The sequence below is a fragment of the Planobispora longispora genome, assembly GCF_016863135.1.
Lineage (GTDB): Bacteria > Actinomycetota > Actinomycetes > Streptosporangiales > Streptosporangiaceae > Planobispora > Planobispora longispora.
On the sequence record NZ_BOOH01000014.1, the window covers coordinates 103,578 to 121,476 of the forward strand.

Genomic DNA, 17,899 nt, shown 5'->3' on the forward strand with positions numbered 1-17,899 from the left:
GACCGGACCTGATCCGGACGCGGCCCTCTAGCGGATCACCCGGTACGTCAGGTGGGTGACGAGACCGGTGCCCGAGGGGTCGCCGACGGGCTCGAGGGTGACGTCCCCGACGTCGTCGAACAACCGCTCGCCCCTGCCGAGGATCACGGGCGCGACGTGCAGGCGCAGCTCGTCGATGAGCCCCGCCGCCAGGTACCGGTTCACCGTCTGCGCGCCGCCCGCCACGGCCACGTCGCGCTCGCCCGCCGCCTCGCGCGCCCGGGCGAGCGCCGCCTCGATCCCGTCGGTGACGAAGAAGAACGTCGTGCCGCCCTTCATCGGCAGCGGCTCCCGCGGGTGGTGGGTGAGGACGAAGACCGGAGCGTGGTACGGCGGCTCCTCACCCCACCAGCCGCGCCACGCCATGTCCCAGGCGCCGCGGCCGGGACCGAACATGTTGCGGCCCATGATGAAGGCCCCGGCCGCGGTGATGTCCTCGATCACCGCGGCGTGCCGCTCGGGCTCGTCGAACATCCATCGGTGCAGACGCTCCTCCGCACCCTCGCCGAGCGGCTTGTCCAGGCTCTGGCCCGGCCCCGCCACGAAGCCGTCGACGGACACCGCCATGTCACAGGTGACCTTGCTCATCTCACTGCCTCCCGCGTTCCCAGCGCCCGTCCGGCGCCGCCTTCACCATGAGGTCGGAGCCGTCCGCCCGTTCTCTACACGCCGGCCGGGCTGGATCCCGATCGGCTGTCAAACCTTCCGCACGGCAGGAACCGGCCACCTCCGGTCAACATGATGAATCGCAGGCCGCTGGTGCGGAAACCGGCGGTGACGCATATTTAATACACAGAGATTGAACACACGGAAAAGAAAGGGAAATAAATTCGATCCACCGGGCGGCCGGACCGCGACCGCCTTTCCCGACACCGAGGAGAAGTGAAGATGACACTTTCGACCACCTGGCCGGACAACGACGAGAGGAGAACCGGCGGCCCGTACATCACTTTGAAATCCGATGAACCTGGAATCCGAGGTCTTTTCCGGTTCCGTCCGGAGACCGCACTTCCACTGAACCAGCTGTGCGACGTGCTGCTGCGCGGGGAGAACAGCCTGTCCCGCGGAGAACGGGAGCTGATCGCGGCGTACGTCTCGGCGCTGAACCGGTGCCGGTTCTGCTACTTCACCCACGCCGCGTTCGCCGCCCTGCGGCTGCCGGAGGGGATGACCCTGGTCGAGCAGGTCCACACGGACCTGGAGGCGGCGCCGGTGTCGGACAAGATGAGAGCTCTGCTGGAGATCGCCGGCGCCGTGCAGCAGGGCGGGAGGCGGGTCACGGCGCGACAGGTGGCCGCCGCGCGGGAGGCGGGCGCCACGGACCTGGAGATACACGACACCGTGCTGATCGCGGCCGCGTTCTGCATGTTCAACCGCTACGTCGACGGACTGGGCACCGCGGCCTCCGACGATCCCGACCACTACGCCGAGCGGGCGCAACTGACGGGAGGTTATCTGGCCGTCCTGGCGGACGCGCAGCTCCAGCCCGCGTGACGACTCCGCTCCAGCCCGTATGACGACTCCGGTCGTGCAACTCCAGCCCGTATGACGATTCCGGAAAGGAGGTTCGCCCGCCCCGCCCGTCCGCACCGCCGTACCGGCGGCATCCCCACGAAGGAGGACCGGACGAGAAGAGCTCAGTGAAGCGGGACCGAGCGAAGGAGGACCGAACGAGAAGAACCCAACGAAGCGGGACCCAGTGAAGGAGGAGCGAACGGAAGAGGACCCGGCCAAGGAGAACCGAACGCGAGAAAACCCATTGAAGGAGGAGCGAGCGAAGCAGGGCCGAACGCAAGAGGACCCGGTGAAGGAGGAACGAACGCAAGAGGAGCCGACGAAGGAGAACCGAGCGAAGGAGGGCCGGCGCATCCCGCCCACCGCACGCCGTACCGGCGGGCGGTGGGCGGGATGTGCGCCGTCAGGCGAAGAACTCGTCGCCGCTGCGGGGGTCCGGCGGATAGCTCCAGCGCTCGACGATCTTGTCGTCGCGGAACCGGAACACCTGGACCCCCCTCTCGTCCAGGACGCGACCGTCGCGTTCCCCCCGGATGCGCAGCAGCGCCGCGCTGTGCTCCTCGTCGACGAGGAACGACTCGGGCTCCATCCGCAGCGCGCCGCCGGCGAGCTCGACGAGCCGCGTCAGGTAGCCCGCCACCTCGTCCTTGCCGCGGTATTCGCCGGCCAGCGGGCCTCCGCCCGGAACGTGGAAGACGACGTCATCGGCGAGAAGGTTGTCGCGGATATGGGCCACGTCACCCTTTGCGAGCGCGTCGTAGCTCTCACGGGCGAGGAGATTGTTGGGGTGGTCGAGCATGTTCACTCCTTAACGCGATGACCTCGGCAAACCAATACTTGTCAACGAGAATCGGCGAGAGGGATAACTACTCCGCGGAGATCATATAGGTCATCGGTATTTCAGGAAAGGGCTTGAGAAAAATGCGCTCCAGAAATCTTCCCGGCCGGGGAATCGAGCCGTTGACATCGCGACGGGAGCGCGACAATCATGTGCACGGGCCGGGCCCCCGCCCTTCCCCGGTATATACCTCGTTCTCTCGCAGAGGAGCGTCCGTGCTGCAATCCGACGGGCCGGTGGACCGCATTCCTTCTCGACCTCGCCTGACAGCACCGACCACAGCACCGGCCACAGCACCGGCCACGACGGAGCGTGCGGGCCGGTGACCGCGACGGAGACCGATTCCCACGTCCACCGCTACCTCGTCATCGGCGCCGGTCCCGGCGGACTGCAGATCAGCTATTTCCTGCATCGGGCCGGCGCCGACTATCTGACCCTGGAGCGCGACAGCGCCCCGGGCGCCTTCTTCCGGCACTACCCGCGCCACCGCCGGCTGATCTCGCTCAACAAAGTCCACACCGCCCAGGACGACCCGGAGATCGCGCTGCGCTGGGACTGGAACTCCCTGCTCAACGACGCCCCCGAGCTGCTGTTCCCCCGCTACTCTCGCGAGTATTTCCCGCACGCCGACGACCTGGTGCGCTATCTGGGCGACTTCCAGCGCCATCACGGTCTCAACGTGCGCTTCTCCACCCCCGTCGAGCGGATCGAGAAGCTCGGCGACCGCTTCGCCGTCCACACCGCCGGCCAGACCTTCCACGCTGAATGCGTCATCCTCGCTACCGGGTGGGGCGGACCCTACATACCCGACATTCCCGGCATCGAGCTCTCCACCGGATACGAGGACGTGTCCCTGCGGGGGGAGGATTTCACCGACCAGCACGTGCTGATCATCGGTAAGGGCAACTCGGCGTTCGAGACCTCCCAGGAGCTGCTCCCGCACGCCGCCGTGATACACCTGGCCAGCCCGCGCCCGGTCCGCCTGTCCTGGACGAGCAAACACCCCGGCCACGTGCGCGGCCAGTACGGCGCCTTCCTGGACAGCTACTGGTTCAAAACCCTGCACGGGGTGCTGGAGTGCGACATCGATCGCATCTGGCGCGAGGACGGGCGTTTCAAAGTCGCCATCACCTACACCCTGGCCGACGGGGAGCAGACGGTCCTGCAGTACGACCGGGTGCTGCGCTGCACCGGTTTCACCATGGACACCACCCTCTTCGACGAATCCTGCCGACCCGAGCTCGCCCCGGGCGGCCGCATCCCGGCCATCGGCCCGGACTTCCAGTCGGTCAACGTCGACGGCCTGTACTTCGCCGGAACCCTCATGCAGGCGCGCGACTTCAAGCGCGCCTCCTCGGCGTTCATCGACGGGTTCCGGTACAACCTGCGCACGATGTCCGCCCTGCTGGCCGAGCGCTACGACGGCACGCCCCTGCCCCGGCAGGAGCTCCCGATCGACCCCGACGCGCTGACCGACGCCATGCTGCGGCGGGTCAACCACAGCTCGGCCCTGTGGACCCAGTTCGAGTACCTGTGCGACGCGTACGCGGTCGACGAAGCGACCGGGGTGATCCACCACTACGAGGACCTGCCGGAGGACTACGCCCGCGACCGGTTCTCCGGCCACGGCCTGTACTTCACCCTCACGCTGCGCTGGGGCCGCCAGGAGTACCCCGACGTGTTCGCCATCCAGCGGCATCCCACTCCGGACCGGGCTCATGAATGCGCCTTCCTGCACCCGGTGATCCGGGCCTGGCGGCACGGCGAGCCGCTCGCCGAACGGCACCTGCTGGAAGACCTCCTGGCCGAGTGGAAGGATCGGGTCCGGCACGCGCAACCGCTGCGCGAGTTCCTGACCGCCCAGCTGGAGCCGGTGCGGACCGGGGCGCTACGGCGCTGAGTCCAGGAACCTCCCGATCAGATCGTCGACCACGTCGGCGGGCCGTCCTCGCCGCTCGTAGGCGGCCCGCTGGCGTGCCGCGCCGGTGCCCGCGGCGCGCAGCCACGCCCAGCGCCGGGTCACCGCGTCCAGGTCGCCGGTCTCCTCCAGCGCCGGGCCGATGTGCTCCAGCAGGTCGGAGACCAGGTCGGCGGCGGGCCGCAGCCCGCCGGTCACCGGGTCGACGCCGCATCCGTCCAGGCCGTCGCGGGCCGCCCGCCAGTACGCCACCCGCAACCGCTCTCCCGACAGCCGCGGGCCCGGGTCGCCCTTCTCGACGCGCGCCGACGACACCGTCACCAGCGCGCGTACGACGGCGGCGAGCAGCGCCGACTCCGCCGCCGTGGGCGGGACGTCGGCCACCCGCACCTCCAGCGTCGGCAGGCGCGCCGAGGGCCGGACATCCCAGAAGATCGTCCCAGGGTCCACCAGCGCACCGGACTCCGTCAGCGCACCGATCAGCTCGTCGAACTCGGCGAGGCTCCCGATGTACGGCGGCGGCCCGGCCACGGGCCACTTGCCCCAGCACAGCGTCCTCCAGCTGGCGTACCCGGTGTCGCGGCCCTCCCACCACGGGGAGTTGGCCGTCATCGCGATCAGCACCGGCAGCCAGGGCCTCAGATGGTTGCCCACCAGCACCGCCCGCTCCCTGTCGGGCAGGTGCACGTGGACGTGACCGGCGCAGATGCTCTGCTCGTCGTGCAACGACCGGTAGGTGGCGATCCCCACCCCGTAGCGCGGATGGTCGGTGATCGGCGGCGGGACGACGGCGCCCATCACCGGTGTGCCGGAGGCGACCAGCGCGAGCCCCTCCTCCCGGGCCGCGGCGTTCACCGCCAGCCGCAGCTCCCGCAGCTGCCGCTCCAGCTCCCCGGCATCGGCGCACGGCAGCGTCTTGGTCTCCACCTGGAACCGGGTGATCTCCGTACCCACCTGATCGCCGAGCAGCGCCTCGGCCCGCTTCACCACCGCCGCCGCGTGAGGAACCGCGGCCCGGGTCCGCGGATCGACGACGAGGTACTCCTCTTCCACTCCCATCGTCGGGCGGGCCGTGTCGGGCGGCCCGGAGGACGAAAATCGTGCGGGGGTCGGCATCTCCACCTCACCATCAAGATCGCGAGCGCTGTCACGGCGCCGATCGCGCCGGTGCCTCTCCGCTGCTTTCACCGCCAGGGCGCCGCTGCTTTCACTGCCACGGCGCCGTGGGGAACCAGCCGTAGCCGAAGCGAGCGGGCAGACGCAGGTCCCAGTACAGGAAGGTGAACGCGCCGAAGGCGATGAACGCCACCGCCGTGATCGTCACGACCCGGGACGGCGAGGCGGTCATCCAGCGGGCGAAGCGGCCTCCGGTCGCGTGCATCAGCACGATGAACAGCAGGGCCACCAGCGTGATGTTGCCCAGCGACTGCAGGACGAACACCGCCGCCCCGTAGAAGGGGTTGTGGGTCTCGACCGCGTACTCGAACAGTTTGCGGAACAGCGGGAACGGCCGTCCGACGAGGAACCCGCCGATCAGCGCGCCGATCACGACCAGCCGGAGGTGGGGAAAGCGGCGCGACAGCCGGGCGAAGGGATCGGGGACCACGCGCAGCGCGGCCAGACCCAGATAGACGAAGACCAGGCCGATCACGCCGAACACGATCGACGCCTGCAGCAGCCGGGGGGAGATCCCCGAGCCGGCCGGCGTCTCCGACAGCTGGGGCAGCTGCTGCCCGACGAGCGCGCCGAACGCGCCGTAGACCGCCGAGACCGCGGTCATGCCCAGGGCGAGCCATCCGATCGGCCGCAGGGTCGCCCCGATCCCGCCCGGCCACGCCGCAGCGGATCCCCCACCGCTCCGGACGTGGGCCATCGGCGCGATCGCACCGAACGCGGCGATGTTGCACGCGGTGAACGTGCCGGCCAGCCCCGAGACGAAGGCGAAGAGCGTCCCGGCCGCCAGACCGTCGATCGCGGCCTGTTTGGCGTCGTAGCCGAGCAGCGTGTTGGCGACGTTGTCGCCGATCACGCTGTCGACGAAGTGGAAGGACCACAGCGCCGCCAGCGCCGCTCCGGCCAGCACGCTCGCGACGATGATCAATCCTCGGCGGCGGGGGAGGTCGGCGGGAGGGGAATCGGGGACGGGAACGGGGACGGTAGACGCCATCGGCGGCCTTTCTCCCGGAGCTGGAGGGCTGGTTCTCGGACGCGGCGCCGGTGATCAGGAGGTGGCGGGCCGCGCCGTACCGGTGTAACCGACCGCCACGATCTGTTCGGCGGCTCGCGCGTAGGCGGCCGGGTCGTCGGGGGCGACGGTGGCCAGGCCGTCGACGTAGCGGTTGTACATGCAGAACGCCGCCGCGATCAGCACGGTGTCGTGGATCTCCCGATCGGTGGCGCCGGCCGCCCGCGCGGCGGCGACATGCTCGCCGGTGACGTTCCGCCCGCTCTGCTGTACGGCGGCCGCGATCGCCAGCAGGGCTCGGAGCTTGGCCGGGATCGGCGCGGCCGAGGGGTCGGCGCACACCTCCTCCACCAGCGCCGCTCCCTCGGGCAGCTGGGCGGCCGCGAAGGCCGAGTGCGAGGAGCAGCAGAACCGGCACTGGTTCAATCCCGACACGTATGCCGCGATCAGTTCCCGTTCCCCGCGTGACAGCGTGCTGTCCCCGCGCAGCAGCACCTCGGCCAGCTCGTTCAACGGACCGGCGGTCTCCGGCCGGTAGCGGAACAGCCCTCGAATGCCGGGCTCGTCGGAGCCCAGAGTGATGTGCGGCACGTTTCCTCCGTCTCCGGCATGCGCCGGAGAGTACTCGCCGACTGGTCGAAGCATTCAGGTGATCAACGAAATAATCGACATTCGACGCCGTGAATGTCAACCATTTCCTTTTCTTGCTAATTGCTCTATTTATGCGGTCCCCGCCGCGCACCGCCTGCGCGGCTGCCGTACCCCTCGCCGATCCGCCCCGAAGGCAGATGGAAAGATACGAAGATCGTCCCGATCAACGGAAGAGAATCCTGGGCATGGCCGTCATCCACCGCACCACCCTCACGCCGACCAAGCTGGAACTTCTCACCTCCTGGCTGCCCTCCCGGCCGTGGTATCTCGGCGGCGCCGGCGAACCCGCGCTGGCCAAGGCTGGCGGCTTCCGGCTGGACGACCCGGAAGGGGAGGTCGGGATCGAGTTCATGGTGGTCACCGACACCTCCGGCGCCCACCCGGCCGCCTACCTGGTGCCGCTCACCTATCGCGGCGCCCCGCTCGACGGGGCGGAGCACGCCCTCGTCGGCACCATGGAGCACGGGGTGCTGGGACGGCGCTGGGCCTACGACGGCTGCCACGACCCGGTGCTGGTCGCCCAGTTGCTGGCCCTGATCGAGGGCCGGGTCCAGGCCCAGGACCAGAACGTCAGCGACGCCCCCGACCGGGAGGTCACCCGCTCCTACCTCGGCGACGGCCTCACCCCCGCGGACTTCACCGTCACGGCCGTCGACGACCGGGAGGGCACCGAGCTGCCCGCATCGCAGGGCGCGGCCCTCCGTCTGCACCGGGTCCTGCGTCCCGCCCCGGACGACGCGCCTCTCCCCCCGGAGGCGACCGGCCACGTCGCCGGCTCCTGGAGCCTGCCGGACGGCACCCGCCCGCGAGGGCTGTTCGCCGTCCTGCGCACCGGCCCCCGCACCTAGATTCCCGCGAGGATCCTCGCGAGGGGCGAGCCCGGAGCCGGAGGGCTTCGACGAGTCCTACGGCGACGGGATCCCCACCCTTGCGATAGTTGTACGCCGTCCTCCGCCCCGTATCGTCCCCACCAGTGATCCCGGCCGCGCGAGAAGGGGGCGGCATGACCGACGAGATGGTGCGACGCGTTTTCCAGTCAGTCGATTCGTTCGACCCCGACGAGTTCACCCGCCTGCTGGCCGAGGATGCCACGCTGCGGTTCGGCAATGCCGAACCGCAGGTGGGACGCGAGGCCATCGCCGCCGGGTTGCGGGCGTTCTTCTCCACCATCGGCGGCCTGCGGCACCGGGTCGTCAGGAACTGGCAGGTGGACGCCGACATCATCGCCGAGACCGAGGTGACCTATCAGCGGCTCGACGGCAAGGATGTCAGCGCCGTAGCCGTATCCATCTGGCGCACCCGCGACGACGGCCTGATCTCGGACTACCGCATATTCGTCGACCTCGCACCCGTCTACGCGGTCTAGGACTCCGGCATCGACATCCGGGGATCACGTCCCCAGCGCTTCCCGGGAACGGTGACGCCGAGCCCCGTGACGTGCTCACCGTTGACCGCGTATCCGAGATCACGCGGCCCGTTCAGATCCCAGCACACCAGCAGCGCCCGCCCGCCGTACGAAAGCTCCCGCAGCGCCCGTTCCGTGACGGCTCAAGCAGACATCCCGACAGTCCCTCGGCGATGGTGCCGTACGGCTGCCGCCGCGCGGCGGCGACGGCGGGGAGACGCAGCCTGCCTGACCGCGTGACCTGGGCGTCGTTACGCTGAGACACATGGAAGACGAAGAACAGGAGATCTCTGACGAGTCCTACCGGTTCATCGATGAAGAGGAAGTGTCCGCCGCCCTCGACCACGGCCCACCGCCCCTTCCGGCGACTCTCCCGCCCGGCTCGGCCGCGATCGCCGCGGCAGGCCGGTGGGGTCGCTACGGATCGATCGTCGTCCTGTTCCGCGATCACGAAGACAGCGAACTCTACGACGACACCTACCTGGTAGTGCGCTCCCCAGCAGGACAGTGGCAGTACCCGCCACCCACCTCGGGAGGGGGTGGCATGCCGGAATGGGTGCTGCACCGGCCCGAGGAGCCGCTGCCCGACTGGCGCGGCAACCACCTGGTGGACCTGTCGGCCCGGCTCGACAAGCCCGACACCGAATGGGTGACCGACCTGACGGTGATGGCCACGCGACGGGTGGCCACCGTGCAGGTGCGCTACGCCGGAGAGGTCGTCGACGTCCCCGTTCCAGCCGGCGGCCTGGTCACCGTGCCCCACGCGATCCGCCACGTCGACGACAGCGCCGAGTTCCGGGGCTTCGACACCTCGGGCGCCCTGATCGCCGTCACGCACTACCGGCCGCTGACCGACGCCGACCGCAGGAGCAAGTGGCCGGATCCCGAGCTGTGGACCGGCTGAGGCCGGCACGGCGATCTCCCGCTCAGCCAGGTAACGAACCTGCCCGTAGCGGGCGAATGGGGACACGGTTCCTCATCCACCCGGGCCTATGATCGGCGGCATGGCACTGCGACTCGTTCAGGTGAATTTCAAGGCTCGGGATGACGCGGCGCTCGGCCGGTTCTGGGCGGAGGCACTCAGCTGGGGCGTGTCCAGCGAAGGACCCGGTGTGACCAACCTCGAGCCCGAGGGCTTCGTCTGGCCGGACCCCGCCGGTTTCTACATCGATATCGTCACCGTCCCGGATCCCGAAACGGTGAACTACCGCGTGCACCTCGAACTCGCCACCACCTCCGCGGCCCACCAGACGGAGTTGGTCGCACGCCTGAAGGATCTCGGCGCGACGCCCGCCGACGCGAGCCAGGACGCCGACGCGAACCAGGACGATGTGCCGTGGACGGTCCTGGCCGATCCGGAGGGCAACGAGTTCCGCGTGCTGGAGCCCCGGGAGATCTACCGGGACACCGGACCGATCGCCGCAGTGGTGGTCGACTGCGCCGACCCGCGGGCCATGGCCCGGTTCTGGGACGAGGCGATGGACTGGACCCTGCACGAGGTGGACGACGACCACGCGACGCTGCGCTCCGCCGAAGGTGTCGGACCGTATCTCGAGTTCCGCCGCACGCCCGACACGAAGACCATGCGGAGCCGCGTTCACTTCGACCTGCTGCCGTACCCCATTGACGACAAGGAGACGGAGGTGGCCCGGCTGCGGACTCTGGGCGCCACCGACGTCGACCTCGGGCAGGGCGATGTGCCGTGGACGGTCCTCGCCGACCCGGAGGGCAACGAGTTCTGCGTCCTCGGCAAGGGCTGACGCAGAACCGCCTCTTCACCTACGGCACAGGAGCGCGAGAAGCCGTCGCAGGTGCGCCTGCCGACGATGATCGGAGCACTGTCCCAGGTTGATCAGGCGAACAGTCGCACGCGACCACCTCAGCTCATGACGCGTCGACATCTTCAAGATCATACCGACCGCATGCCTTGCGCCTGGTCGCCATGATGCTCCATATACCGAGCGAATAAGACAGAGGGAATATCCACCGCGACAACAGTTCCACGCCTGAAGGGATGAGGGCGAGGTCATCGACGGCCTTGAGCATTAAAGCGATCAACATGACGCGGGGAATGAGAGCGTAGACGATGTACAGTCTGCCGCGGAGGTCGTCGCGAACCCACATCCGGTACCGATCGGATACGAGCCTGCCGAACAGCCGGTACAAGAGCCACTGAACGACGGGAGGACGGCCCCGGAGCCGGGCCCGCAGTCCGCCGCGGACGATGTCGAGGCTGTCGCGCAGGCTGGGCCGCAGTTGTCCGGGGACGGCGATGTCGAGCAGGGTGCCCAGCAGTTCCTCGCCCCGGTGCTCGCGAAAGCGTGGCGGGTAAGCGCGCATCAGCCGGCGGCAGCGCCGCTCGTAGACGTCCATCATGCCCCCATGCCGGGCTGCAGGCGCAGGCGGCGCTGGGCGGTGGCGGCCAGGCGGGTCAGCCGGACGGTCTCCTCGGCCAGGACTTCCCGGCCTTGTCCGGTCAGGCCGTAGTAGCGGCGGTGGCGGCCGTCGACGACTTCTTCCTTGACCACGGTGACCATACCTTCTGTGGTCAGGCGGTCCAGCGCGCCGTACAAGGTGCCCGCGCCCAGCCGGATGCGGCCCTCCGATAGTTCCTGGACGGCTTTGATCACACCATAGCCGTGCAGGGGACCATCGGAGAGCGCCAGGAGCGCGAGGTAACTCTGCTCACGTAGTGCCATACCTGATATATATCGTCTTGCGACATATACGACAAGATCGAAATCCAGACCCGCAGAACGGAGACCACACCTTGGGTACCGGCTCACCGGGCGGCACAAGACCTAACGGCGCCTGTGCCCCGGTAGACCTCTGACGCCAGAGTCACTGTCGCTTCATGGATGGAAGCCCAACAACCATGGGAGCCACCCTGTTAGCGAGGGTGTTGACAGAGAAGTCGAAACGATCGAGAAAGCAGAAAGGCCCTTGATGGCGTAATGCCTGTTCAAGGGCCTTCTTGGTGTGGCGCGGCCGAGAGGACTCGAACCCCTAACCTTCTGATCCGTAGGGAAGGGCAGACACCTAGTCAGCGGCGTCCCGCCCTGGTGAAGCAGTAGATAGGGGATGGTGTCGTGTGATCGTGTAAGGCGGTGTTGCTGTACGGCGCTGCTGTACAGCACTCCCGGTGAACTGCGACACAATCCCTCGGTCAGCGCTCGCCGTGCAGGATCTCCATCGCCTGGAGCACGTCCGTGACAACGTGGTCCGCTTCGTGCTCCTGCCCCGGCCACGTCCCCCGGTCGATCCAGACCGTACGAAGGCCGGCGGCCCGTCCTCCGCCGATGTCGGCGACCAGGTGGTCACCGACCATCCATCCCCCGGCGCCCAGACTCATGCCACACCGCCGGGCGGCGATCTCGAACAGCCCGACATCCGGCTTACGGATGCCTTCGAGTCCCGAGAGCGCGTAGGCGTCGACAGCCTCGGCCAGCCCCGTCCGCTGGATCTTCCCGAGCTGGTTGTCCGCCGTCCCGTTGGTGACAATGCCCACCTTCCACCCTGCCGCGCGGAGCCGTAACAACCCGTCCATCACCTCGGGCCGACAGCGCACCAGGTACGGCATACGCCGTCGATAACGACCCCACAGTTCTTCGGCCGACTCGGACAGGGTGAAGTGCTCGCGAACCACCCCGAAGAAGACCTCACGATGCGGATAGCCCTCCCGGTCGAGAGCGAACAGCCAGTCAACCGCCTCGGAACCGAGGCCGTGCTCCTCGACAAACTCCGCGACCCACTCCCGGAACGCCTCGTCCAGGTTCACGAGCGTGTTGTCCAAGTCGAAGAGCACAAGCCGTTGCATACGTCGCCCTACGAGTGAGCGCCTATTCCACGATGTCCAGTGGCGGAAGCTGGTCAACGATCTTCATCGTCTCCAAGCTGACCGTCACGATCCGTTTGAGAAGGTTGATGATGTAGCGCGGATCGTCAGACCAGTCGTTGGGGTCGTTGGTGATGCCGGATGCCTTGTCGACCTTCACTTGATAACGGTCGATGATCCATTCGATCGCGGAGCGCGCGCCGAGCTGATAACGGTACGCCTCCTCCGGGATGTTAGTGAGGGTGACCCAGTTGTTGTAGATGATCGTCGTGCGGTCCGGCTTTCCCTTCACCTTGGGAATCTTCATCTTCGCGACGCGGTACAGTTCTCGCGGAGAAGTACTGACTGCGTTTCCGGCGACATCCTCCTTGATTCCCCTGTACGGCTCGACCCGTTCGTAGTGGAGGTGTAGGTCGGCGAGCTTCCGACCAGCATCGGCGTAGCCGCGGAAGTTACGTGCCTTGGGAATGCGAGGGAGGGACTTTTTGAGATTGGAGGCGAAGCGGTCGCGATACTCGGGCGAGTGGAGCAGGCCGTACGTGTAATAGAAGATGTCATCCTTGGTGATCCCGGAGTCGGCGTAGGTCTTGCGGTAGGCCGCAAGAGCAGCATCGGTAATGTTATCGACCTTCTCATGTCCGCCCTCTTCCTCAAAGGCAGCGAAGAGATCGTCGCCCTTGCCGAGCTCACGGTAGGTGTAGCGGGCAAAAAGAGGGCCGACGCTCTTGGTACCGACCGCATGCAGGTCGGGGATGGCATCGGTCATCAGGACGGAGAATGGTTCGTCGGCACCTGTGCCGGTGATATAGAAGCCGAAATTTTCATGCTCCGGTGTCGGGAAAATCTGAAGCATTTTGCCTGGCCGCTCATTCAGATCCCGATCGAAATAGAGTGCCTGACGATTAAATGGCCGATAGACCGCAGTGACCACGTGATCAGAGTCGAAACCAACTCTCTTACCACGCGCAACCTTAGGGATGAGAGTGGACGACCAGCTAATCTTTCGCGAGTCCTTGTCGATCCACTGTTCAGCGTCCTTGGCTGTGGGACTCGTTACACCGTTAACCTGGCAATATTTCGCGAAGCCAACGACCTGCTCGTTATAGAAGTCGATCATCGACTTCATATTAGTCTGCACCACTTCCGCAGAGAAGTTATAGACCCAGGCATCGCGCGAGGAACTGAGCCCGTTCGAGTGCACGGCGAAGACAGTTCTTCCCCGCTCCGTGCCGTCCTTCTCCGCAATGGCTTCGAAGGTCGCAAAACGCTCGTCCCGTTGATTGACCCAGTCCCCGTCCATGTTCGGCGTAATCTGCTGCCAGTCCACCGTGTCGAGACTCTGTGAGCCAATGATACGGAGCTTGTCCTCGCGGCTGAGGTAGTCGCCAATGTCACGGTAGCTCAGCGTGCACCCCGCACCAGTACTAGAGTCCTTACCGCTCTTGACGAGAATCAGGACGGCAACGGTGTTTCGGCTGCCAGAATCGAAGATCTTGCCGCCTTCCTTGCGGGATTGCTCACCGGCCGTGCGTTGGTTGCCCCGCAGGTTGTAGCAGTAGATCGCATCGAACTCGTTGACCAGGGATTTGCGCAGTCCGTCATAGGTGTTGCCGTCGATGTAGCCGCCATTGGAGACGTACGCGACGATTCCCTCGTTCTTGATCCGGTCAGAGGCCCAGCGAATGGCACGAATATAGGAGTCGTACAGATTCCGCTTCAGCGTTGCCGTCGACTGCGCAGCGTATGTAGCGGAGATGCGCTCATCCAGAACTTCGTACTTGAGGTTCTGGTTGTCATCGTTTTGACTGTCCTGCCCCACCGAATACGGCGGGTTGCCGATGACGACGGTGATGCCCTGCTTCTGCTGCTTCTTCGCACGCTCACTGTTGCCCTCCAGGACGTCCATTCCGTCAAGCTTGGCGGTTCCCTCGGCGAGTTGGAAGGTGTCGGTGAGGACGATGCCCTCAAAAGGCTGGTAGTCGCCGCCGGCGAGATCGTGGAAGGCAGCCTCGATGTTGATGGCAGCGATGTAGTACGCGAGGAGCACAATCTCGTTGGCGTGCAGTTCCTTCGTGTACTTTCGCAGCATGTCTTCGGAATTGATAAGCCCGGACTGAAGAAGACGGACGGGAAAGGTTCCGGTCCCGACGAAGGGGTCGATGATCTGGACACCTTCATCGGACAGGGAACGCCCGAAGTGCCTGACGAGGGCCTGCTCTGCGGAGCGGATGATGAAGTCGACTACCTCGACAGGGGTGTAGACGATACCAAGCGAATTAGCAGTCTTGGGCAGGGCGGTCTTGAAGAACTTGTCGTACAGCTCGATGATGACGCGCTGCCGGCCCTCATGGTTATCAATGCCCTCGGCGCGGACCCGTACTGAGTGGTAGAACGCCTCCAGGGTCCTTGCCTCAGCGTCCAAGCCCTGGTCGTCGAGGATGTCAAGCATCCGCTGCATGGCTCTGGAGACCGGATTGTGCGCAGCGAAGTCATAATCCTTGAACAAGGCGTCAAAGACAGGCTTGGTAACGATGTGCTGCGCGAGCATGTCAACGGCGGCGGCCTCGCTGACCTGAGGGTTCAGGTTCGCGCGTAGCTCACCGACGAACTCTTCAAAGGCGGACCTCTTTTCAGAGATCGCCAGTGCGGCCTTGATGCGGGTGACATGGCGCTCGGCGATTTGGGCGATGTCCTTAGCCCAGTCCTCCCAGTAGTGGCGCTCACCAACCTTGTCGACGATGCGAGCATAGATCGCTTCTCGCCAATCGCTGATGGAGAACAGCGCTTCCTGAATATGTTGGGCGCTCTGAGCTTCCTTATCCTTGGCCTTCTCGGCGCTGTCGTCGGTGCTGGAGCCGTCCTTATCCCCGATCGCTTCATCCTTAGGGCCGACATGACCGATACCGATCTTGTTGTCGGGTTTCTTCTTGTTCAGGTCGATCTGGTTGACGGTCGCGTTGAAGCGATCGTCGTGAGCGCGTAGGGCCTGGAGAACCTGCCAGACCGTCTTGAAGCGCTGGTTGTCGGCAAGTGCCCTTTCCGGTGACATTCCCGCGGGGACAGCGACGGGCAGAATGATGTAACCGTAGTTTTTGCTAGGGGCCAGGCGCATCACTCGGCCGACAGACTGGACGACGTCGACCACGGAGTTTCGGGGATGAAGGAAAAGTACGGCGTCCAGGCTCGGGACGTCGACGCCTTCGGAGAGGCAGCGGGCGTTGGAGAGGATTCGAGCATGGGCGGGACCAGGGTCCTGCTTTAGCCAGTCCAGCAGCCGGTTACGTTCCAGGGCGTTGAAGGTGCCGTCGACGTGGTCGACCTCGCAACGCAGGATCTCATCGTCTGCGTCGTCATACGCCTCGACGACCGCGTTGAAGCGGGCTGTGATCGTTTTTGAGTCGGCGATGGAGCGGGCGAAGGCTACCGCACGCTTCATGGGCGCTTCGTCCTGGGCAAACCCGGAACCATCGGCAAAGGTGCCGGTGCGTTTGGCCAGCGCGTTCCAGCAGCCGATGATCTTCGCCGCGTCGTCCAGGTTCAGTTCCGCCTCGCCACCGGCCAAGCCCGTCTGAAGGGTCTTGGCGACAACACCTTCATCGATCGTGAGGATGAGCACCTTGTAGTCAGTGAGCAGACCGTGCTCTACCGCCTTGCCAAACCCCAGACGATGGAACTCCGGACCATAGGCTTCTTCGCTGTCCATTGAGGCCACGTCCGCCTTCGCGTTCCGTGCCTCCGTCTTGGTCTCCTCACTGTAGACACGCGGAGTCGCTGTCATATACAGACGGCGGTCCGCACCAAGGTAGCCATCGTCATGGACCCGCTTGAACGCCGACTCGTCGTGGCCGGCCAGGGTGACACCGGTGGTTCGATGGGCCTCGTCACAGAGAATCAGGTCGAAGCGGGGTAGGCCCTTCTTCTGCGCTGCCGCAACCGTTGCGATGGACTGGTAAGTAGAGAAGACCACGGTCAGCCCGGCCGTTGTCTCCACGCTGGCCATCTGCTGAATCAGGCGGTCCGGGTCGGTGGTAGCGGGCAGGGCCAGGTCATGGGTAGACATGTCCTTGTCGTCGCCGATGGCGTGCTGCTTGCCAGCCTTCGTGTCCGAGCACACCGCGAAGGCACGCAAGGTCACCTCAGCTTCATATGACCACTCACGCAGAGCCTGTGAGAGCAGCGCGATGGAGGGGACAAGGAATAGGACGGTAGTCCGCTCTCCCGCTCCGACCTGGGCGCGTTCCCGCTGCAACCGCTCTGCGATCTTCAGGGCGGTGAATGTCTTACCGGTACCACAAGCCATGATCAACTTACCGCGGTCGTGCTCGGCAAAGCCCCTGAAGACGTCGTCGATGGCCTCACGCTGGTGCTTACGCGGTGTCTTCTTCGCCCGCAGCGTCAGCTCTGCTTCGAACTGCTCAAGGGTCTTGAGCAGTCGCCATTCCACTGGACTGTTGGCAATGTCGGCCAGGCCGATACGGGTGACCGGGATCTGCTGATCGTCCAACGCCTCTTCGGCGTGGACGCTCCACTTGTCCGTTGTCGAAATGATCAGGCGCCGGGTGAAACCGCCCTTGCCTGAAGCGGTGAAGAAGGAGTCGATGTCCTCCTTGCGGACGGTGTGATGAGGCTCATAGAACTTGCACTGGATGGCGCAGAACCCGCCGGTCTCGCGGTCTTGGGCGACTAAGTCAATGCCGGTGTCTCGCTTGTCATGGGCAGTCCCTGGCCAGTCGGACCACATCCAGACCCGACTGAACTGCTCGGTCCACTGTGGGTCGGCACTGAGGTACTGAACCATCAGCTCCTCAAAGCGCGTGCCACGGTCACGGTTCACATCAGAGCTGTCACGGATCGCCTCGATGACGTCGTGCACCGTCGTAGTTGTGGCCACTGCGCCCCGTTCCCATCAAAGTCAACGGCGCCCGATCCCGCGCGCCGGGAAAATCACACAGGAGTATGGAACTCTACGGTGTCCAACACGGCACTGGCCACGGCTCCAGAGTTCCCCGCCATTGCATCTTCGATCATGTTGAGCCCAGAACCCACAAGATCTCTTAAGCTTCCTTGTCGCCTCGTCGGGCTATGTCCTGGTATGTCTTACGGCGAGATTTCCGAGCTATTCGATGGCAAGCCGACCCGGAGCGCAGGGCCGCCAGGCCCGAGCAACGGAAGCGGCGCGGCAGCCGATCGCCCCGACCGCCTATGACGAGAACCGAAGTGAGCGATCGTCACGGCCTTTATTGGTGACATCTCCTAGGCTCCTCAGCGCGCGGGCGGCGCGTGCCCGGACCGGCCGAAGAGCCGCAGCCGGGCACGCTGGCCGACCGGCGCGCCGCGGGACGCCGGAGGCGGACCGCCTTGAAGACGTAGAGAAAGTTCTCATCCGGTTGGGGTCGGCCCGGCTCTACGACTTGGGCGAGTAGAGACTGTGCTTCGCTGTGAGATGGCGGGTTGCGTTCCTGGAGATCAGGTCAGTCAACGTCGTTCCGTCTCGATGAGCCGCGGAGATACTC

15 protein-coding genes are annotated in these 17,899 nt (G+C 65.9%); 6 read left to right on the forward strand and 9 right to left on the reverse strand.

All coding sequences use genetic code 11. From position 1 onward, the window contains the following. Positions 1-27 precede the first annotated feature (27 nt). Complete coding sequence (locus tag Plo01_RS07670) at positions 28-627, reverse strand: dihydrofolate reductase family protein (RefSeq protein ID WP_203889816.1); 600 nt, start codon at positions 625-627, stop codon at positions 28-30. 300 nt (positions 628-927) lie between these two features. Between Plo01_RS07670 and Plo01_RS07675 the strand changes: the two genes are divergently transcribed. Continuing rightward, on the forward strand, positions 928-1,533 hold the full coding sequence (locus Plo01_RS07675) for a carboxymuconolactone decarboxylase family protein (RefSeq protein ID WP_203889817.1): 606 nt from the start codon (positions 928-930) through the stop codon (positions 1,531-1,533). A 424-nt stretch (positions 1,534-1,957) separates the two neighbouring features. Here Plo01_RS07675 and Plo01_RS07680 read toward each other — a convergent pair whose 3' ends face one another. After that, the gene (locus Plo01_RS07680; RefSeq protein ID WP_203889818.1) at positions 1,958-2,353 is read right to left on the reverse strand and encodes a nuclear transport factor 2 family protein; all 396 of its coding nucleotides are present in this window, start codon (positions 2,351-2,353) and stop codon (positions 1,958-1,960) included. A gap of 361 nt (positions 2,354-2,714) precedes the next feature. Between Plo01_RS07680 and Plo01_RS07685 the strand changes: the two genes are divergently transcribed. Then, the gene (locus tag Plo01_RS07685; RefSeq protein ID WP_203889819.1) at positions 2,715-4,292 is read left to right on the forward strand and encodes an NAD(P)-binding domain-containing protein; all 1,578 of its coding nucleotides are present in this window, start codon (positions 2,715-2,717) and stop codon (positions 4,290-4,292) included. On the opposite strand, the gene Plo01_RS07690 is transcribed toward Plo01_RS07685, so the two are convergent. The 3 genes from Plo01_RS07690 to Plo01_RS07700 all read right to left on the reverse strand — a co-directional run bounded on the left by Plo01_RS07690 (position 4,281) and on the right by Plo01_RS07700 (position 7,086). After that, positions 4,281-5,369: a carboxylate-amine ligase gene (locus Plo01_RS07690; RefSeq protein WP_239316000.1), complete on the reverse strand. Its 1,089-nt coding sequence runs from the start codon at positions 5,367-5,369 to the stop codon at positions 4,281-4,283. The two genes, Plo01_RS07685 and Plo01_RS07690, sit on opposite strands and share 12 nt — an antisense overlap. Positions 5,370-5,517: 148 nt before the next feature. Next, on the reverse strand, positions 5,518-6,477 hold the full coding sequence (locus Plo01_RS07695; protein WP_203889821.1) for a hypothetical protein: 960 nt from the start codon (positions 6,475-6,477) through the stop codon (positions 5,518-5,520). Positions 6,478-6,531: 54 nt separating this feature from the next. Continuing rightward, on the reverse strand, positions 6,532-7,086 hold the full coding sequence (locus tag Plo01_RS07700; protein WP_203889822.1) for a carboxymuconolactone decarboxylase family protein: 555 nt from the start codon (positions 7,084-7,086) through the stop codon (positions 6,532-6,534). A gap of 245 nt (positions 7,087-7,331) precedes the next feature. Between Plo01_RS07700 and Plo01_RS07705 the strand changes: the two genes are divergently transcribed. The 4 genes from Plo01_RS07705 to Plo01_RS07720 all read left to right on the forward strand — a co-directional run bounded on the left by Plo01_RS07705 (position 7,332) and on the right by Plo01_RS07720 (position 10,311). Continuing rightward, positions 7,332-7,994 (forward strand): maltokinase N-terminal cap-like domain-containing protein, encoded by a 663-nt coding sequence (locus Plo01_RS07705; RefSeq protein ID WP_203889823.1) that lies wholly within the window; start codon positions 7,332-7,334, stop codon positions 7,992-7,994. 155 nt (positions 7,995-8,149) lie between these two features. Beyond that, positions 8,150-8,512 carry a nuclear transport factor 2 family protein gene (locus Plo01_RS07710; RefSeq protein WP_203889824.1) on the forward strand — a complete coding sequence of 121 codons (363 nt, stop codon included), beginning with the start codon at positions 8,150-8,152 and terminating at the stop codon, positions 8,510-8,512. A 304-nt stretch (positions 8,513-8,816) separates the two neighbouring features. Continuing rightward, positions 8,817-9,455: a hypothetical protein gene (locus Plo01_RS07715; protein WP_203889825.1), complete on the forward strand. Its 639-nt coding sequence runs from the start codon at positions 8,817-8,819 to the stop codon at positions 9,453-9,455. Between the two features lie 100 nt (positions 9,456-9,555). Next, complete coding sequence (locus tag Plo01_RS07720; RefSeq protein WP_203889826.1) at positions 9,556-10,311, forward strand: VOC family protein; 756 nt, start codon at positions 9,556-9,558, stop codon at positions 10,309-10,311. Positions 10,312-10,435: 124 nt separating this feature from the next. Here Plo01_RS07720 and Plo01_RS07725 read toward each other — a convergent pair whose 3' ends face one another. The 4 genes from Plo01_RS07725 to Plo01_RS07740 all read right to left on the reverse strand — a co-directional run bounded on the left by Plo01_RS07725 (position 10,436) and on the right by Plo01_RS07740 (position 17,259). Continuing rightward, the gene (locus Plo01_RS07725) at positions 10,436-10,927 is read right to left on the reverse strand and encodes a hypothetical protein (protein WP_203889827.1); all 492 of its coding nucleotides are present in this window, start codon (positions 10,925-10,927) and stop codon (positions 10,436-10,438) included. After that, the gene (locus Plo01_RS07730) at positions 10,924-11,250 is read right to left on the reverse strand and encodes a PadR family transcriptional regulator (protein WP_203889828.1); all 327 of its coding nucleotides are present in this window, start codon (positions 11,248-11,250) and stop codon (positions 10,924-10,926) included. Before Plo01_RS07730 ends, Plo01_RS07725 begins: the two co-directional genes overlap by 4 nt. 467 nt (positions 11,251-11,717) lie before the next feature. Beyond that, positions 11,718-12,356 (reverse strand): HAD family hydrolase, encoded by a 639-nt coding sequence (locus Plo01_RS07735; RefSeq protein WP_239316002.1) that lies wholly within the window; start codon positions 12,354-12,356, stop codon positions 11,718-11,720. A gap of 34 nt (positions 12,357-12,390) precedes the next feature. After that, positions 12,391-17,259 carry a DEAD/DEAH box helicase gene (locus Plo01_RS07740; protein ID WP_203889830.1) on the reverse strand — a complete coding sequence of 1,623 codons (4,869 nt, stop codon included), beginning with the start codon at positions 17,257-17,259 and terminating at the stop codon, positions 12,391-12,393. Positions 17,260-17,899 lie beyond the last annotated feature (640 nt).

What these genes read in the sequence shown, in the direction of transcription:
- Plo01_RS07710 (WP_203889824.1), top strand. Translation starts at nt 8,150, where the DNA reads ATGACCGACGAGATGGTGCGACGCGTTTTCCAGTCAGTCGATTCGTTC.
- Plo01_RS07725 (WP_203889827.1), bottom strand. Translation starts at nt 10,927, where the DNA reads ATGATGGACGTCTACGAGCGGCGCTGCCGCCGGCTGATGCGCGCTTAC.
- Plo01_RS07675 (WP_203889817.1), top strand. Translation starts at nt 928, where the DNA reads ATGACACTTTCGACCACCTGGCCGGACAACGACGAGAGGAGAACCGGC.
- Plo01_RS07680 (WP_203889818.1), bottom strand. Translation starts at nt 2,353, where the DNA reads ATGCTCGACCACCCCAACAATCTCCTCGCCCGTGAGAGCTACGACGCG.
- Plo01_RS07670 (WP_203889816.1), bottom strand. Translation starts at nt 627, where the DNA reads ATGAGCAAGGTCACCTGTGACATGGCGGTGTCCGTCGACGGCTTCGTG.
- Plo01_RS07720 (WP_203889826.1), top strand. Translation starts at nt 9,556, where the DNA reads ATGGCACTGCGACTCGTTCAGGTGAATTTCAAGGCTCGGGATGACGCG.
- Plo01_RS07715 (WP_203889825.1), top strand. Translation starts at nt 8,817, where the DNA reads ATGGAAGACGAAGAACAGGAGATCTCTGACGAGTCCTACCGGTTCATC.
- Plo01_RS07690 (WP_239316000.1), bottom strand. Translation starts at nt 5,369, where the DNA reads ATGGGAGTGGAAGAGGAGTACCTCGTCGTCGATCCGCGGACCCGGGCC.
- Plo01_RS07705 (WP_203889823.1), top strand. Translation starts at nt 7,332, where the DNA reads ATGGCCGTCATCCACCGCACCACCCTCACGCCGACCAAGCTGGAACTT.
- Plo01_RS07695 (WP_203889821.1), bottom strand. Translation starts at nt 6,477, where the DNA reads ATGGCGTCTACCGTCCCCGTTCCCGTCCCCGATTCCCCTCCCGCCGAC.
- Plo01_RS07730 (WP_203889828.1), bottom strand. Translation starts at nt 11,250, where the DNA reads ATGGCACTACGTGAGCAGAGTTACCTCGCGCTCCTGGCGCTCTCCGAT.